At 60.8% G+C, this 17,582-nt stretch carries 15 protein-coding genes; 3 read left to right on the forward strand and 12 right to left on the reverse strand.

Translation table 11 applies throughout. The features are described from left to right. Positions 1 to 13: 13 nt before the first annotated feature. Positions 14 to 787, forward strand: coding sequence for an enoyl-CoA hydratase (locus tag IMW75_RS10865; RefSeq protein WP_045058395.1), 774 nt, complete (start codon positions 14 to 16; stop codon positions 785 to 787). 86 nt (positions 788 to 873) lie between these two features. Here IMW75_RS10865 and IMW75_RS10870 read toward each other — a convergent pair whose 3' ends face one another. From IMW75_RS10870 to IMW75_RS10880, 3 genes are all read right to left on the reverse strand, one after another. Continuing rightward, positions 874 to 2,025, reverse strand: coding sequence for an acyl-CoA dehydrogenase family protein (locus tag IMW75_RS10870; protein WP_045058396.1), 1,152 nt, complete (start codon positions 2,023 to 2,025; stop codon positions 874 to 876). 3 nt (positions 2,026 to 2,028) lie between these two features. Beyond that, positions 2,029 to 3,135, reverse strand: a complete 1,107-nt coding sequence (locus IMW75_RS10875; RefSeq protein WP_205892606.1) for an enoyl-CoA hydratase/isomerase family protein — start codon at positions 3,133 to 3,135, stop codon at positions 2,029 to 2,031. A gap of 142 nt (positions 3,136 to 3,277) precedes the next feature. Continuing rightward, entirely contained in the window at positions 3,278 to 3,988 is a 711-nt protein-coding gene (locus IMW75_RS10880) for an HPP family protein (RefSeq protein ID WP_205892607.1), read from the reverse strand. A gap of 427 nt (positions 3,989 to 4,415) precedes the next feature. Between IMW75_RS10880 and IMW75_RS10885 the strand changes: the two genes are divergently transcribed. After that, complete coding sequence (locus IMW75_RS10885) at positions 4,416 to 5,267, forward strand: site-specific integrase (RefSeq protein ID WP_412548503.1); 852 nt, start codon at positions 4,416 to 4,418, stop codon at positions 5,265 to 5,267. Between the two features lie 181 nt (positions 5,268 to 5,448). On the opposite strand, the gene IMW75_RS10890 is transcribed toward IMW75_RS10885, so the two are convergent. The 7 genes from IMW75_RS10890 to IMW75_RS10920 all read right to left on the reverse strand — a co-directional run bounded on the left by IMW75_RS10890 (position 5,449) and on the right by IMW75_RS10920 (position 13,091). Beyond that, positions 5,449 to 6,006 carry a PqiC family protein gene (locus tag IMW75_RS10890; RefSeq protein ID WP_205892608.1) on the reverse strand — a complete coding sequence of 186 codons (558 nt, stop codon included), beginning with the start codon at positions 6,004 to 6,006 and terminating at the stop codon, positions 5,449 to 5,451. A gap of 17 nt (positions 6,007 to 6,023) precedes the next feature. Next, positions 6,024 to 7,679 (reverse strand): PqiB family protein, encoded by a 1,656-nt coding sequence (locus IMW75_RS10895; RefSeq protein ID WP_045058401.1) that lies wholly within the window; start codon positions 7,677 to 7,679, stop codon positions 6,024 to 6,026. Beyond that, complete coding sequence (locus IMW75_RS10900) at positions 7,660 to 8,316, reverse strand: paraquat-inducible protein A (RefSeq protein ID WP_045058402.1); 657 nt, start codon at positions 8,314 to 8,316, stop codon at positions 7,660 to 7,662. Before IMW75_RS10900 ends, IMW75_RS10895 begins: the two co-directional genes overlap by 20 nt. Beyond that, entirely contained in the window at positions 8,313 to 8,909 is a 597-nt protein-coding gene (locus IMW75_RS10905) for a paraquat-inducible protein A (protein ID WP_045058403.1), read from the reverse strand. The genes IMW75_RS10900 and IMW75_RS10905 overlap by 4 nt, the downstream gene beginning before the upstream one ends. A 262-nt stretch (positions 8,910 to 9,171) precedes the next feature. After that, on the reverse strand, positions 9,172 to 10,473 hold the full coding sequence (locus IMW75_RS10910) for an NAD(P)/FAD-dependent oxidoreductase (protein WP_205892609.1): 1,302 nt from the start codon (positions 10,471 to 10,473) through the stop codon (positions 9,172 to 9,174). Continuing rightward, complete coding sequence (locus IMW75_RS10915; RefSeq protein ID WP_205892610.1) at positions 10,470 to 11,558, reverse strand: polyamine ABC transporter substrate-binding protein; 1,089 nt, start codon at positions 11,556 to 11,558, stop codon at positions 10,470 to 10,472. Before IMW75_RS10915 ends, IMW75_RS10910 begins: the two co-directional genes overlap by 4 nt. A 174-nt stretch (positions 11,559 to 11,732) precedes the next feature. After that, positions 11,733 to 13,091 carry a glutamine synthetase family protein gene (locus IMW75_RS10920; protein ID WP_045058651.1) on the reverse strand — a complete coding sequence of 453 codons (1,359 nt, stop codon included), beginning with the start codon at positions 13,089 to 13,091 and terminating at the stop codon, positions 11,733 to 11,735. A 162-nt stretch (positions 13,092 to 13,253) separates the two neighbouring features. Here IMW75_RS10920 and IMW75_RS10925 point away from each other — a divergent pair, with 162 nt between their 5' ends. Further along, on the forward strand, positions 13,254 to 14,177 hold the full coding sequence (locus tag IMW75_RS10925; protein WP_205892611.1) for a helix-turn-helix domain-containing protein: 924 nt from the start codon (positions 13,254 to 13,256) through the stop codon (positions 14,175 to 14,177). 72 nt (positions 14,178 to 14,249) lie between these two features. Here the strand turns inward: IMW75_RS10925 and IMW75_RS10930 are convergent, their stop codons facing one another. Both IMW75_RS10930 and IMW75_RS10935 read right to left on the reverse strand, forming a co-directional pair. Further along, positions 14,250 to 16,637, reverse strand: coding sequence for a DUF3772 domain-containing protein (locus IMW75_RS10930; protein ID WP_205892612.1), 2,388 nt, complete (start codon positions 16,635 to 16,637; stop codon positions 14,250 to 14,252). 41 nt (positions 16,638 to 16,678) lie between these two features. Further along, positions 16,679 to 17,332, reverse strand: a complete 654-nt coding sequence (locus IMW75_RS10935; RefSeq protein WP_205892613.1) for an MliC family protein — start codon at positions 17,330 to 17,332, stop codon at positions 16,679 to 16,681. Positions 17,333 to 17,582 lie beyond the last annotated feature (250 nt).

Raw genomic sequence — 17,582 nt, forward strand, 5'->3', positions numbered from 1 at the left:
CAGGAGTCCATTTGTGAACTACGAAACGATTTTGCTGGAAATCCACGGTCGTGTTGGCCTGATCACCCTGAACCGGCCCCAGGCGTTAAACGCATTGAATGCGCAGATCGTCAGCGAACTGAACCAGGCGCTCGATGGCCTGGAAGCTGACTCGAACATCGGCTGCATCGTGCTCACCGGTTCAAAAAAAGCCTTCGCGGCCGGCGCCGACATCAAGGAAATGGCCGAGCTGACGTATCCGCAGATCTACCTCGACGATCTGTTCAGCGACAGCGACCGCGTGGCCAATCGCCGCAAGCCCATCATTGCTGCGGTGAACGGTTTTGCCTTGGGTGGCGGTTGTGAACTGGCACTGATGTGCGACTTCATTCTGGCGGGCGACAATGCCCGGTTCGGCCAACCGGAAATCAACCTCGGTGTGCTCCCGGGCATGGGCGGCACCCAGCGCCTGACCCGCGCAGTCGGGAAGGCCAAGGCCATGGAAATGTGTCTGAGCGGACGTTTGATCGACGCCGTGGAAGCAGAGCGCTGTGGCATCGTGGCGCGCATCGTGCCGGCGGATGAGTTGCTGGCCGAGGCATTGAAAGTCGCCGCGTTGATCGCCGCTAAATCCCTGCCGATTGCGATGATGGTCAAGGAAAGCGTCAACCGCGCGTTCGAAGTCAGCCTGTCTGAGGGCGTGCGCTTTGAGCGTCGTGTATTCCATGCGGCGTTCGCGACGCAGGATCAGAAGGAAGGGATGGCGGCGTTTATTGCCAAGCGTGAGGCGCAGTTCCAGGGCCAGTAATCGCGTAAGGCTATCGCGGGCGAGCCTTGCTCCTACAGGTTATCAGTGACTGTGGGAGCAAGGCTTGCCCGCAGTGCTTGCAGGCCCTAAACCAGATAGTTCTTCAATTCTCGGGCGATCACCATCCGCTGAATCTCGCTCGACCCCTCATAGATCTGCGTGATCCGCGCATCGCGGTAGTAGCGCTCCACCGGGTAGTCTTCCAGGTAGCCATACCCACCATGAATCTGTATCGCCGAAGAGCAGACCTTCTCGGCCATTTCCGACGCGAACAGCTTGGCTTGTGACGCCTCCGACAGGCAAGGCTTGCCGGCGCTGCGCAGGCGCGCCGCGTGCAGGATCAACAGGCGCGCCGCGTTCAGCCGGGTGTGCATGTCGGCGAGCAGATTGGCAATGCTCTGGTGCTCAATGATCGGCTTGTCGAACTGCACCCGACCACGGGCATAGTCCAGGGCTGCTTCAAATGCCGCGCGGGCGATGCCCAGCGCCTGGGCGGCGATGCCGATGCGTCCACCTTCAAGGTTGGACAGGGCGATGGCCAGGCCCTTGCCGCGTTGACCCAGCAGATTGGCTTCGGGGATGGTGCAATTGTTCAGGGTGACTGCGCAGGTATCGGATGCGCGAATGCCCATCTTGTGTTCGGTGCGATCTACGATGAAACCGGCGGTATCAGTCGGCACCAGGAAGGCGGAAATTCCGCGTTTGCCCAGGTCCGGGTCGGTCACGGCGAACACGATGGCCAATTTGGCGCGCTTGCCATTGCTGACAAATTGCTTGGCGCCGTTGATCACCCACTGGCCATCGCGCAGTTCCGCGCGGGTGCGCAAGTTGTGTGCTTCGGAACCGGCCTGGGGTTCGGTCAGGCAGAAGCAGCCAATGGCCTTGCCGCTGGCCAGGTCCGGCAGCCAGGCCTGTTTCTGTTCTTCGGTGCCGAAGTTCAGCACGGGCCCGCAACCGACGGAATTGTGGATGCTCATCAGGGCGCCGGTGGCGCCGTCACCTGCGGAAATTTCCTCCACCGCCAGCGCATAGGCCACGTAGTCGACATAGGTGCCGCCCCATTCCTCGGGTACCACCATGCCCAGCAGGCCGAGCTCGCCCATCTTCGCCACCAGGGCGTCATCAATCCAGCCCGCCTTTTCCCAGGCCTGGGCATGAGGCGCGATTTCACCCCGGGCGAAATCCCGGGCCATGTCGCGGATCATCACTTGCTCTTCGCTCAATTCGATATCGTGCATGGCTCAGCTCCCGGTCCGATCGAAGCCTTCAAAGAAACTCTCCACATGCCCGGCGCCCAGCGCCTGCAAGGTGGGCGGGTTCCAGCGTGGCGTCTTGTCTTTGTCGATCAGCAAGGCGCGCACGCCCTCGATCAGGTCACCACGCTCGAACCACTGGCGGTCCAGGTGCAGTTCAAGGGCAAAACAGTCTTCCAGACTCAGGTGGCGACCACGGCGCAGCATTTCCAGGGTGACCCCCATGGCCAGCGGCGAGCGCGTCTCCAGCAGGTCAGCAGTCGCCAGCGCCCAGTCGTGGCTGTCAGCCACCGTGACTGCACGCAGTTGCTCAACCATACTCGGCACGTCGGGCAAGGCGAAGAAGTGATCGATGGCCGGGCGCAGCGCAATGAACGGTGCCTCGGGCAGTTGCTGCACAGCGAGCCGGGCCAGTACGCCCTGCAGGTCCTTGAGCGCGGTGTCGTGCCATGCCATCTGATCAAGCTGCTCGTCCAGGATGGCGATTTTATTGCTGTCCAGGTACCAGTCGGCCAGCCCGCAGTAGAGAGCATCGGCTGCGCGAATCTGCACGCCGGTGACGCCCAGGTAGATCCCCAGCTCGCCGGGCACGCGAGGCAGGAAGTAGCTGCCACCGACGTCCGGGAAATAGCCTATGCCCACTTCCGGCATCGCCAGGCGGCTTTTTTCCGTGACCACCCGCAGGTCGGCACCTTGCACCAGGCCCATGCCGCCGCCCAGGACAAATCCGTCCATCAGCGCCAGCACCGGTTTGCGGTAGTGGTGAATGGCGAGGTCCAGGGCATATTCCTCGACGAAGAAATCCTGGTGCAGCGAGTCGCCGTTCTTGAAGCTGTCGTACAGCGAACGGATGTCACCACCGGCACAGAAGGCTTTTTCTCCGGCGCCGCGCAATACGACGGCGTGTACCGTCGAATCCTGCGCCCAGGCGTCGAGCTGGCGCTGCAGGTTACGCACCATGTCGAGAGTGAGGGCATTGAGACCGGCGGGACGATTGAGGGTCAGGTGACCAATGTGGTTGCGTACTTCGGCCAGCACGTCGTTGTGCGTGGCATCCATGGACTGAGTCCCCGGAGAAGAAACCTGAGCAGTCATCACTAACTCCCTGCTTTTATTGTTCTTTATAAAGAAGCTCGCACGCGAGCGATCAAGGATCGTACCAGTGCAAATTTGTGATGTACAACCGGGATATCTGCAGGTCCAGTCTGCAGATATGCATGCAGGGAGCGGAATCTGACTACGCGGACCGTTCAGTGAACACGTCGCCAATGCTACGCCGCCGGGCGTGCACTTCACTGGCATGGATCAATTGCTCGAGGTCTTCGGGCGTGACGTCGTAGAAGGCCTCCAGGTCTGCCAGGGCCAGCTTCAAATCCTGGGCGGTGATGCCTTGGCTGTCGACCACGGCGGGACCGGCAGTCACTGCCACCGGGGGCTCGCCTGCACGTTTGGGATAACGGATGCGCGTCAGGTTGTTGTAGAGCAGGGCACATAACAACAGGGTGGCAGCCCCGAGCATGACGGGCCCCAGAGCTTGCCAGTCAAGTGCGATGGTCGCAGGGTCGGCCAGCACCAGGGTCAGCGCCAAGGCGCCGGCTGGCGGGTGCAGGCAACGCAGCCAGCACATCAGGATCAGCGCAACACCCGCCGCCAGGCATGCGCTGGTCAACGTGCGACCGAGCACGTGCGCTACCAGCAGAGCTACCACTGCAGCACTCAGGTAGCCGCCCAGGATCGCCCAGGGTTGGGCGAGGGCACCGGATGACACGGCAAACAGCAGCACCGCCGAAGCCCCCAGCGGCCCGATAAGGTGTTGGGCCACTTCGACGCCGAATACCTGGCTGCACAGCCAGACGGTGAACATCGTACCTATGGCCATGCCAATCGCGGCGCGGCTCCATTCAGTGGGGCGAGTGTTGATGGCGGCAGGTAACCAGCAAGCAAGCATGAATTAAACGATCCGTGAAAAGCAGGCGAAAAAAAAGGCTCGGCTGGAAACCCAGTAAGCCCTTGAAAGTGTTCCCTCTGTTGGGGGAGGAACGCGCACAGTTTGCCTCGCTATACGGTCACTGACAAATTCATATTAATGCAGGTTGAATGCATTAATTATGAGCTCAATTGGAGCGTTGCGATTTTTAAATGACAGCTGATTTGACTTTTTCGGCCCCGGCCGGCAGGGTTGGGAGCCCCACCGGGGCACGTCAGATGATGGAGCTTGTGATTCGTCCCGCACCTGACCACCGCAAGGCAGCCCATTGCTGTTTTTTGCTCCATGACACCGATTTCACTCAAGGCCGTTTCGTTTGACTGACTTACCCGCTTCCAAGGCTAATCCGCTCACTGTCTACCTGGCGCGATTGGCACCCTCCAGCCAAATGACGATGCGTTATGTCCTGCAGGATGCCGCCGATCGCCTGGGTTTCGAAGACATGAACGTCGAGGAAATTCCCTGGCATCAATTACAGCCAGAGGATGTCGTTGCGCTGGTTGCAGCGCTGCGCGAGGACGGTTATGCGCCCAACACCTCATCGCTGTACGTCAACGCCGTGCGCGGGGTAATGAATGAAGCCTGGCGCATGAGCCTGATCAGCCAGGAACACCTGTTGAAGATGCGCTCGGTCAAGGGCATCGCCGGCACGCGGCTGTCCCAGGGGCGCAACCTACGCCGTTCGCTGATCCAGGAACTGATGGCGGTGTGTGCCGCCGACCCCAGGCCACAGGGGCTGCGCGACGCCGCTATCATTGCAATTCTGTATGGCTCGGGGATGCGCAAGTCGGAGTCGGTCAACCTGGACCTCAGTCAGTTGGATTTTGCCGAGCGCAGCCTGCGAGTGACGGGCAAGGGCAACAAGCAGTTGATCAAATATGCGCCCACCTGGGCCTTTGCCAAGCTCGACGCCTGGCTCGAACTGCGCCGCTCGCAGCTCAAGGAGGGGGAGGTGGATGACCCGTTCCTGTTCAACCGCATTCGTCGAGGCAGCCACATCACGCGCGAGCGCATCACCAAACATGCGATCTATTACATTGCCCGCCAGCGTGGCGCGCAGGTCGGCGTGAAGATCATGCCCCACGATTTTCGGCGGTCGTTCATCACCCGGGTGATCGAGGAGCACGACCTGTCGATCGCGCAGAAGCTGGCGCACCACAGCAATATCCAGACGACCGCCAACTACGATGTGCGTGACGACAACGAGCGGCGGCGGGCGGTGGATCGTTTCGATTTGTGATGCCGTTGTAGGAGCGAGCTCGCTCGCGATGGTCGTGAACGATCTCTCTGGCAGCCTGACACCCCGCGTTATCGTTGACGACCATCGCGAGCTCGCTCCTACAGTGGGTGCACCTGAACGATAGCCCTGGCAGCCTGATATTCCGCTTGAACACTGACGAACATACAGGATTTGTCAGTGTTTACAGGCTGGTGGGGCAGGTGGTTTGCGGATTGCCTGCCGCCTGGCTGATCAGCGCGGCCAGACGCTTGACGTTGTTCTGCTGCGCATCAACCAGGTCGTCAATCGAAGGCCCGGAAGGGGTCTTCAAGGTGCTGCGGCAGGTGAGGGTGCCCTTTTCAGTGGCGCCTGCGTCGCGCAGGCGCCATTTTACGTCGATCAGCCCATATTGACCCGGAATCGAGTCGAACCGCTGCACCTCAAGGCGCACCGAGATATTGCGCCTGGGGTTGCTGTTGACCATCTGGTCGACCAGCGCGCTGCGTAACTCATCCACCAGGCTAGCGCGCCACCATTGGGTTTCAAGAATCGCGATCCCGGTATTGCCCTGGCGCACGACGATCTGCGGACGATCGACCTGGGGCGGCACCGTGAGTGATTCGATCTGGATCTGCGCCGTGGACTGCGAATTCGCGTTCAACTGCGCCGGGGTCAACGTATGGAACTGAATCGGATCACTGCGGCAGGCGGCGAGCAATGACAGCGCGGCGAGCAGGGTGATCTTCAGCGGAAAAGCCATGGGTGATGCTCCTGTGGTCATTTGCTCGGCGGCCCTTGCAGGTCGATAGGCGCGGCATTATTGGGGCGTCCGCGAATCAGCGATTCGGGGTGGCGTCCCAGGTAATCCGCCAGGTCGCGCAAGGAACGCGAGGTACGGCCCAGATCGTCCAGGGTTTCGGACAGTTGCTCACGTTGCGGCGAGTCCTCGGCCAATGTCGAGTTGGCCGACTGCAAGGTCTTGCTGACGTCGGCCAGGGTGCTCTGGACGCCGGGCAACGTCTTGGCATTGAACTGGGTCAGGCCCTTGCGCAGCTCGACCAGATTGGCATCGAGGTTGTTGGCGATTCGTTCGATCGGCAGTTTGTTGATCTTGTCGACCATCGCCTCCAGTTTGCCCTGAATCTCCTCCAGGCTGCCCGGAATGGTTGGAATGCTGACGGGGCGGGCAGTCGCATCGAACGCGACCTTTGGCGCCTTGGGATAGAAGTCCAGCGCAATGTACAGCTGTCCTGTCAACAGGTTGCCACTGCGGGCCTGGGCGCGCAGGCCGTTCTCGACGAAGGAGCCCATCAGGCGCACACCGGCGGCCTCGTCGTTGGAGTCGTGATTCAACACCTTTTGAATCTTGGTATGCGCCGTGCCGAGGCGTTGCGGGTAGATGACGATGCCGACATTCACCGGAAAGCTGCGCTTCTGCGCATCGAAATCGAGGTTGACCGAAACGACTCTGCCGAACTCCGTACCGAGGAACTCCACCGGGGCGCCGACCTTCAGCCCACGCAGCGCCTGATCGAAACGCAGGCTCAGGTACTGCGCCTTGCCATTGGGCGGGGCGAGGGCGGTCTGCTGGTCAGGGAACAGCTCGTAGGCATATTCTTCTGCCGCGGGTTTGTCGTCAGGGCTGTACTCAGGGGCGCGAAAGGCGATGCCGCCGACCAGTATCGAGGACAACGACTCGGTCTTGAGCGCAAAGCCGTTGGCGCCGACACTTACATCAATGCCGCTGGCGTTCCAGAACCGGGTGTTTTGTGTGACATAGGCATCATTGGGCGAGTGGACGAACACGTCGATGTTCACCCCTTTGCCATCGGGGTCCAGGGCGTAGGCCACCACCTGGCCGACCGGGATCTTGCGGTAGTAGACAGGCGAGCCGATGTCCAGCGAGCCCAGGTCCTGGGTGTGCAGGGTAAAGCGCTTGCCCGGTTCGCCGTAGGTGATCGGCGGCGGGTTTTCCATGCCCTGGAAGCGCTTCGCCCGGGTGTTGGCCTGGCCGATATCAGCGCCGATGTAATCGCCGGACAGCAGGGTGTCGATACCCGACACACCGCCAGCCCCGATGCGCGGGCGCACGACCCAGAACTTCGAGTCTTCACGGGTAAAGCTTTCCGCCTGCTTGGCCAGTTTTATCGTGGCATTGACACTTTTCTGGTCGTCACTGAGTTCGACTTCCGAGACATGGCCGATCACCACGTTGCGGTACTTGACCTCGGTCTTGTTGGCGGTGAGGCCGGCGCCCGTCTTGAACGTGATGGTGATGGTCGGCCCTTGCTGCAGGATGCTGTGCACCACCAGCGAAATACCTACCAGTACCGCAACGATCGGCACGATCCACACCAGGGAAACGCTGAACCTGCGGGTCTTGATCGGGGCCTGGCCGGGGGCCTGGGGCCCGTCAGTGGCTTGCGACTTCATCCATGACCTCCTCGATATGCGGCTTTTCCCGCGATTCATTCCAGATCAGGCGTGGGTCGAAACTCATCGCCGCCAGCATGGTGAACACCACCACCAGGCCAAAAAACAGAATACCCGGCCTTGGCTCGATATCGGCCAGGGCCTGAAATTTCACCAGGGCGGCGACCAGCGCCACGACGATGACGTCGAGCATCGACCAGTAGCCGATCACCTCGACGAAGCGATACATTTTCGAGCGCTCCCTGCGTGCCCACAGGCTGTTGCGCTGCACGGTCACCAGCAGCAGCGTCAGGGCCACGAACTTGATGCCCGGCACCGCGATACTGGCGATGAAGATGATCAGGGCGATGTCCCAGGCACCCGCTTCCCAGAACTCCAGCACGCCACTCATGATCGTGCTGTCGGCGCCATTGCCGACCATCTTTGTGTTCATGACCGGCAACAGGTTGGCGGGAATGTAGAACACCAGCGAGGTCAGCAGGTAAGCCCAGGTCCGGGTGATCGAGTTGGTCTTGCGTCGGTGCAAGGGCGCGTCACAGCGTTCGCACTCATGGGGTTCATGCGTCATGTCGCACGCCAGGCCGCAACTGTGACAGAGGCATAGGTCGAGGTCATGCGCCACTGGCGGTCGGCTCATAGGGTGTCCCACAGATCACGCACGTCGCGCCCGGCGATGCGGATCATCATCAGGCTGAGCACGGCAAGGGCGAACAGGCCGATGCCGGGCAATACATCGAGCAACCCTGCCAGTTTGATCACGGCGACCATGGCCCCCAGCAGGCAGACTTCGAGCATGCTCCAGGGGCGCAGGGTTTCCAGCCAGCGCATGCAGGGTTTGAAGCCGGGGCAGCGTTGCCCGGAGAGGGCGAAACCGAGTACCCAGATCAGCAGCACCAGCTGAAAGATCGGGGCGATGATCATGGCGATGGCTGCGACCATGGCGATGAAGGTGATGGGGCCCTGGCTGAGGGCCAGTACCGAATCCCAGAGCGTGGCACTGTTTTTCAAGCCCTTGAGGCTGATGCTCATTACCGGGTAGAAGTTGGTGAAGATCCACACCACCAGCGCCGTGAGGCTCAACGCCAGGCGCTGCTCTATGGTCAAGCCGTTATAGCGCTGGAGCACCCCGCCACAACGTGAGCACAGGGTTTTCTGATGTTTGGCGAGCGTCGCTTTTTGAAACACGCAATCGCAATGCTCGCAGATGATCAACTGGTCGTTCGAGGCCATGGGTCGCGCTCAATAAGAGGCTTTAAAGGCAGAGCACCTCCTCAATATAGAGGCGAGTGGCGAATCAGCAAATCGAAATTGAATCAAAGCCATGAGAAGACAGAAGGCATGAGCTCTGTAGGAGCTGCCGAAGGCTACGATCTTTGCCTTTATTAAGGGTCAAGGTCAAAAGATCGCAGCCTTCGGCAGCTCCTACGGGGGCGGATTTAGACCACTCCAGGTCAAAAGATCGCAGCCTTCGGCAGCTCCTGCGGAGGCGGATTTAGCCCAGGATTTCGCGCACCCGATACCACAACATCCCCAGCGCCAGCAGCGGCGAGCGCAGCATCGGGCCGCCGGGGAAGGTCATGTGCGGCACGGCGCTGAATACATCGAAGCCCTGGCTGTGTCCGGCATGTATCGCTTCACCCAGTAGCTTGGCGCACCAATGGGTCACGTTCAGCCCATGCCCGGAGTAACCCTGGGCATAGTAGACATTCGGGTGCTGGCCCAAGCGACCGACCTGGGGGAAGCGATTGGCGCTGATGCCGATCTTGCCGCCCCATTGGTAGTCGATGCGCACATCCGCCAGTTGCGGGAACACCTTGAGCATCTGCGGGCGCATATAGGCGGCAATGTCCGCCGGGTCGCGGCCGGAATAATGACAGGCACCGCCAAACAACAAGCGTCGGTCGGCCGAAAGCCGGTAATAATCCAGCCCGACCTTCTGATCGCACAACGCCAGATTGTGGGGGATCAATGCACTGGCGGCATCCGCGGTCAGCGGCTCGGTCGCAATGATGTAGCTGCCGGCGGGCAACACCTTGCCACTGAGTTTGGGCTCGAGTTCATCCAGGTGCGCGTTGCACGCCAGCACCAGCCTGCCCGCGCGCACCGTGCCACCCGCGCAACGCACCTGCACCGTATCGCCATGGATCAACTCCAGCACCGGACTCTGCTCGAAGATCTGCACCCCGAGGGACGCAGCCAGGCGTGCTTCGCCAAGGATCAGGTTGAGCGGATGCAGGTGCCCCGAGCCCATGTCCACCAGGCCGCCGGCATACACGCCGGAGTCCACCACTTCCTGGCGGATCTGCTGCGGCCCCACCAGGCGGGTTTCATGCGCGTATCCACTCGTCTGCAGTTGCTGCTGCTCGGCCTTGAATGCGGCGAACTGCGCCTGGGTGTTGGCCAGTTCGCAAAAGCCCCAGCGCAAGTCGCAATCAATGGCGTGCTCGCGAATGCGCTGGCCCACCAGTTCGACCGATGCTGTGCCGGCGTGCTCCAGATAACGCACGCCATCCGCGCCGATGTAACGGCCAAACCCGCTGACGTCATGGCCGATCCCACGGATCAACTGTCCACCATTGCGCCCACTGGCGCCCCAGCCAATCCGCCGGGCTTCGAGCAGAATCACCGAAAGCCCACGCTGCGCCAGCTCGATCGCGGTATTGACCCCGGTAAAACCGCCGCCTATCACACACACGTCAGCGACCCGATCAGTCGCCAGGCTCGGGTAGGCCGTCAGGTCCCGGGCCGTGGCGGCGTAGTAAGAGTGCGCATGTTCCTGAGTGTACTGGTTCATTTGTTGGACTTCACTTTGCTCCACGAACGCGTCATCAGTCGCATGATCGCCTGGGGCGGGGTAGTCGAGATGTAGAGCTTGTCGAGGACGGCCTGAGGAGGATAGACCTCGGGGTTGTTTACCAGCTCCGGGTCCATGAATTGTTTGGCGTCAGGGTTGGGGTTGGCGTAGCCGACCGAGGCGCTGACTTTGGCAATCACTTGCGGGTCGAGCAGGTAATTGATGAACGCATGGGCTTCTTTAGGGTTGCTAGCGTCGGCTGGAATCGCCAGCAGGTCAAACCACAGGTTGCTGCCTTCCTTGGGGATGGCGTAGGCGATGTTCACCCCGTTCCCGGCTTCCTTGGCGCGGTTGGCGGCCTGGAACACGTCGCCGGAATAGCCGAAGGCGACGCAGATGTCACCATTGGCCAGGTCGGACACATACTTGGACGAGTGGAAATACGTGATGTATGGCCGGATGCTCAGCAGTTTGGCTTCGGCTTTCTTGTAATCCTCGGGATTTTCACTGCGCGGGTCCATGCCCATGTAATTGAGAATGGCGGGGAACACTTCGTCCGCCGAATCCATCATCGAGACGCCGCACTGGCTGAGTTTTTTCAGGTTTTCCGGCTCGAACATCACGGCCCAGGAGTCGATCCGGTCGATGCCGAGCACCTGTTTGACCTTTTCAACGTTGTATCCGATGCCGTTAGTGCCCCACAGGTACGGCACCGAATGCTCGTTACCCCGGTCGTTGCTTTCCAGCAGGGCGAGGAGCTTGGGGTCCAGGTGCTTGTAGTTAGGCAATTGCGCGCGATCGAGCTTGAGGAACGCGCCGGCTTTTACCTGACGGGCGAGGAAGTGGTTGGACGGCACCACCACGTCGTATCCGGTCCGCCCGGCGAGCAGCTTGCCTTCGAGGGTTTCGTTGGAATCAAAGACGTCATAGATGACTTTTATCCCGCTTTTCGCCTGGAAGTCGACCAGGGTGGTCTCGCCAATGTAATCGGTCCAGTTGTAGACACTGACGGTAGGCTGGGCCTGAGACACTGCGCTGAACAGCAAGGCCAGCGTTGCCGTGACCACGGATTTCAATAGACGCATTCGACACCTCTTGGAGTTATTGGATTTTTCAGGTGTTTCTGTCGTGTTGTTGGTGGCTCATCGCGAGCAGGCTCACTCCCACAGTTGATGGCATTCCAAAGTGGGAACGAATGGCATTCATTCCCCTGAGGGAGCGAGCCTGGTCGCGATGGGGCCTTCGCAGACGCCTGATACCTAAACGCTGAACAACAGAAATTCACGCTCCCACGAACTGATCACCCGCTTGAAGTTCTCGTGTTCGGCGCGCTTCACCGCGACATACCCGCGCACGAATTTGCTGCCCAGGACCTTTTCGATGGTCTGGCACTCTTCCATTTGCGTCAGGGCGTCCTCGATGGTGATCGGCAGGCGCAGGTTGCGCCGCTCATAGGCGCGACCCTCTACCGCCGCGCTTGGCTGCACGCCTTCGATCATGCCCAGGTAACCACACAACAGGCTGGCGGCAATCGCCAGGTAGGGGTTGGCATCTGCGCCGGGCAGGCGGTTCTCCACGCGCATCGCCTCGGGGCTTGAGGTCGGTACCCGCAGGCCGACGGTACGGTTCTCCTCGCCCCATTCGACGTTCACCGGGGCCGAGGTGTCCGGCAGGAAGCGGCGGAACGAATTGACGTTGGGCGCGAACATCGGCAGCACTTTGGGGATGTACTTCTGCAGGCCGCCAATGTGGTTTAAAAACAGCTCGCTCATCTTGCCGTCGGCGTCGACGAAAATCGGCTGGCCGGTGCTGATGTCCACCACGCTCTGGTGAATGTGCATGGCGCTGCCGGGCTCATCGCCGATGGGCTTGGCCATGAAGGTTGCCGCCACGTTGTGCTTGAGCGCCGCTTCGCGCAGCGTGCGCTTGAATACGGTTATCTGGTCGGCCAGGTCCAGCGCGTCGCCGTGACGGAAGTTGATCTCCATCTGCGCCGGGCCGTCTTCGTGGATCAGTGTGTCCAGGTCAAGGCCTTGCAGTTCACACCAGTCGTAGACGTCTTCGAACAACGGGTCGAATTCATTGGCGGCGTCGATGGAAAACGACTGCCGGCCACTTTCCGCACGGCCCGAACGGCCCAGTGGTGCCTTGAGGGGCAAGTCCGGGTCTTCGCAGCGCTGGGTCAGGTAGAACTCCATTTCCGGCGCAACAATCGGTCGCCAGCCTTTGTCGGTGTACAACTGCAGGACTTTTTTCAGGACGTTGCGCGGTGACAGTTCAATGGGGTTGCCGAACTTGTCGAACGTGTCATGGATAACGATAGCCGTCGGCTCGATGGCCCACGGCACCACGTACACCGCGTCGGCGTCGGGCTTGCAGACCATGTCGATATCGGCCGGGTCGAGCAGGTCGTAGTAGATGTCGTCGTCGACAAAGTCCCCGGTCACCGTTTGCAACAGCACACTTTCCGGCAGGCGCATGCCTCGCTCATGCAGGAACTTGTTGGTGGGTGCAATCTTGCCGCGTGCAATGCCGGTCAAATCGCTGACGACGCACTCGACTTCGGTAATCTTGTGATCTTTCAGCCAAGTGAACAGCTGATCGAAAGGGACATTCATACAGACCTCGTTATTGGTTTTATTAACGCCGGGGAGGGCGGTTTCATCCACCACACCCTTCCCCTGGGACGCGTTGACGACTATCTTGGGCGAGCCTTGCAGTTCCATCTATCCACTTTCAGCAGCACCAAAACGCACCAAACGAGTGCGTAAGGTTCACCCATGACAGCGTCCAGCCCGTTACAAGTCCAAGCGTTCAACACCGAAGATGTGGCCGAACAGATCCGCGCCACGCCCGGGTGGGTGCAGCAATACCAGCAGATGTCACCGGGGCATTTCGCCGGGCGCGTGCGTTACCTGGACCTGCAGGGCGTGGAGATTTACGAAGAGCAGATGAACACCCGGGTCGAGCAGAATTTCAGTGCGCCCCAGGGGGCGCTGGCGTTCTGTTTCGATCGCAGTGACAACGCGTTGTATGTGCTCAATGGCGAGAGCCGCAACATCTGGATCACCCCGGAGAACTACCAGGAAATCGCCGTGGTGTTCGGTCCGGACTTCGTGCGACGTCACGGCCTGGACGTTGCCAGGCTCGAGGGTCTGTTCCTGGCGCCGTTGAATTCAGGACAGAACGCCTTGTTCAGTCGCTGGCTCAGCAGCACCTTGACCCAGCTGACACAGACAATCGATCCACCCAGCAGGGAAGCCCTGACCCAACAGTTGCTCGAGGACTGCCTCTATCTGCTCGACAATGCCAGTGTGTGCCTGGATCACGGTGGTCTGCAGCGCCGCACCGAGGAACGGGCGGTGATGAAGCGCATTGGTGAGTGGGCAGCGGACTCGCCGGAGGAAACCCTCAACCTGCTGCAACTTGCCCAGGTTGCCGGGGTGTCGTTGCGCCAGGTCCAGCACGCGTTCAAGGCCTACACCGGCATGACGCCCACCCACTGGCTGCGCTTGCGCCGACTGAACAGTGCGCACCGCGAACTGCTCGGGTGCAGACCCATTGACACTACCGTGGCCGAGGTCGCGATGAAGTGGTCGTTCTGGCATCTGGGGCGGTTTTCCAGCAGCTACCGTGCGTTGTTCAAGGAACTGCCGAGCGAGACGCTCAAGCGCAGTGGCCGAAACCACCGCGCAACTGGATGATCCTGTGTCTGCCAATTCCTGTGGCGAGGGCGCTCGCTCCCGCTGTTTTTCGCAGGCGTATCTTTATCCCAATCAGACTGTCGGCGCAGGTGTGGCCAACGCGATTCCCGCCGCGCCTAACCGCTTCAGTATCTCGAACAACAGATCACTCTTGGTCGCGGCGACGATCCTCGGGCTGCTGACGTAACCCGTGACGGTCAGCGTGATGCCCTCGGGGCTGAGCTTGCTGAAGCGCACCATCGGCGCAGGCTTGTCGAGAATGGTTTCGTGCTCGCAGTAGGTGTCGTACAGCAGGTTCTTGACTTGCTCGGGGTCAATGTCCAGCGGAAAGGTCAGCTCCAGGCTGGCCACCCCCTGCGCGCTGCCGCCCAGGGTCACATTGCGCAGGTTCTGCGAGATTAGCTGCGAGTTGGGGACGATGACGATGGAGCGGTCGCTGAGCTGAATTTCCGTGGCCCGCACGTTGATCCGGCGAATATCGCCTTCGACCCCGCTGATACTGATCAGGTCGCCTACCTTTACCGGGCGCTCGGTCAGCAGAATCAGGCCGGAAACGAAGTTCTTCACGATCTCCTGCAAACCGAAACCGATGCCCACCGACAGGGCGCTGACGATCCACGCCAGGTTGGTCCACTGGATACCCAGGGACGACAGCGTCAGCAGGATCACCAGCGCGTAGCCGATGTTGGCAAATAGCGTGCTGAGGGACGCGCACATGCCCGGATCCATATTGGTCTTGGGCAGGAACTCGTTATCCAGCCAGCGGCGCAGCGAGCGGATCAGGTAGATGCCGATCAGCAGCGCCAGCACCGCGTTGAGCAAATGAGCCGGAACCACATTGAGTTTGCGCAAGCCGTCGCCACCTAGGATAGCCACCACCTGGCTGAATAATTGCCCCAGCGTGACTCCGACGCCACCGACGAACATGGAAATGATCGCCAGCAACAGCAACGCGGCGCGGCCCACACCGGACAGCACGATGGAAATTTGCTCGAGACGAGTGTCACCGATGCCGAGCAATTGTTTGAGCGCCTTGCCGCTCGCGCTCTTGGCGGAGAACAGGTATTCAAAGCTGTCCTTGAGCAGCTGGATGAGCAGGTAGAAACCGCAGAGGACGAGGAAGCCCCAGACCAGTTCATAGGTGATGAAGCGTGCCAGGGACACGTAACCGATCAGCAGGGCGAACAGCGAAATGATCATGGCCACGGTGGCAGCGGAATAAATCAGCCCGGCCAGCGTGGTACTGGCCTCCGGTGAGTCGCCGGCCACCACCACGGCCCTGCGGGCTTTGTTTGCGCGGCGAAACAGCATCGCAAACAGCACGGTGACGACCAGGGCAATCACCCCGCGCCCCAGCAATATGGCCGAGGCGCTCATGCCGCTGACATTGCTGATTTGCGCCAGGCCCACCAATACCAGCAGGGTGCAGGCCACTATCCGCGGAAAGGGTTCGAGTGCGTGGGCCACGGAGTCGGAGATGGTCGGCAGCCGCCACGACGGATGCTCGGTCGACAATAGCGCGCGGCTCAACCCGGTAATCATCACGCACAGATAAATCAGCTTTTCAAACTCGTCGGAGAAATTTTGCAGCATTGGTGTCAGCGGCAGCTGGCGGGTGAGTGCGTAGAACAGCAACTGCATCGCCAGCGCGGTAGCGAGCACCGTGGCGATCACCGAAGCCAGGGCAAGCGAACTGCGACGCAAACGTCCTTCAGGCATGCGATGAATACACAGCCAGGTCAGTCCGCGATCAGCCACCCTGCGGCCCCAGCTCCAGATTGCCAGTGCCAGCACCACCAACAACACGGTAGCCAGACGTTTGCCCGGTTGCCAGGCGACTGCCAGGGCGTCTTGGGCCTGCTCTACGAACTCGCTCAAGCGCTGGCGATCGTCTTTGCGCGGGCTGAACAACGGCGACCAGAACTCCGGCCCCAGGATGCTGCCACTGCGCAGGGTGACCTCGCTCTCCAGAAGGCTGCGGCGAATGCCGGCGATCTGCGGGATGAGCCCGGCGGCGCTGGCTCTGAGCGCTGCCAGTGTGGTGAGGCTGGCGTCGATCCGGCGCTTTTGCTCAGACAGGTCAGCGCGTTGCATGGCGATTTCCGACTTCTCTGCGCCGACCTCGACCGGCGACACCGGCCCCAGCACGTCCAGTTGCGCCTGCAACTGCTTCTGCTCGGGCAGCAGCGTTGACTGCAGGGTGTCGATGTCATTGATATACAGCTGCACCGAATCCTGCAGGCCGACCATCAGGCTCAGGTTGTTCGCCTGGGAGACTTGCTGCTTGATGCGATCCAGGCGAACCTGCAAGTCCTGCAACTCGCTTTGGGACACCGAAAATGAGGGCGCTCCCGGGACTGCGGAGATCGGGTTTGGCGCCTCCGCCGCCCAAAGCACTGCGGTGCTGGCTTGAAACAGCATGACTACGCTCAACACCAGCCACTTCAATGCATCACCCATACACGCGTCCCGCCCCCTGACTTTCCGAAGTAGATAGTGCATCACCCCGTCGGCTCCATTTTGCAGCGCAGTGTCCCGGAGCCCGGCTTCTGGAATAGCACATCATCACCGGTTTGCGAAAAACTAAAGTAACCCGTGTTGTCCTTGCCGCTGTAGCGCCGACCTGTCCCCGCAGGTTCCTGGCTCAGGGTGATCGACGAGTTGGCCCAGCGCAGGTAAACCACACCGGGGTCGGCGTTGAACCAGGTAGCGGCGATCAGCGCATTAAGCCCCGCACATCGAATCGCCAGCGGGCCTTCGGTGAGCCGGTCCGGGTCCTTGGTCCTGACGATGGCAGAGCCCTGGCGCAACTGATGGGCGCGTTCGGCATAGCGGCTCACCGTACACGCCTTGGGATCCGCTTCGATGAAGCATTGATTGCGCGTCAGTGTCCAGATTTGCTGGTCGGTGCTGACTTTTCCCGGGGGCGGAACCGAGTGTTCGTCCGTGAGCGCCAGGCGGTAGAGACGGTCCAGTTCACGGTCCATTCGCGCCAGTTGCGCGTCACGACAGATCAGCTTTTCCACCGTTGCACTCGCGCTGGCGCAATCGAAGCTGGTTTTAAACAGGGGGGCAGGGGTGGCAGCCCTGGCGCAGAGGCTTGTCGCCGCGCTGGCGGCAAGCAGACAGGTGCAGATAACCGTGAGCGTTTTCATGATCGATCCAGTTTAATCGGAGATCGGCAGCACCACGGACAGCCAGGCGATCCAGCCTTTGGGGCGATGCCTGCAATCCTCCTGGTCATCGGGATTCTCGTTCTGTGATCGAAAGTCAGCTCGCACAGGCTTTTATAGTAGACACAGACTGCGACCGCCGCCGGGAAGTGCACAAGACGTTGCCTGGAATGCAGGCTCCAAGAGCGACGCTGAGCAAAGGCAACAGGATGCGGTGATCGCCAGGAACCTA

The sequence above is a fragment of the Pseudomonas gregormendelii genome (assembly GCF_017114825.1).
GTDB classification, from domain to species: Bacteria; Pseudomonadota; Gammaproteobacteria; order Pseudomonadales; family Pseudomonadaceae; genus Aquipseudomonas; species Aquipseudomonas gregormendelii.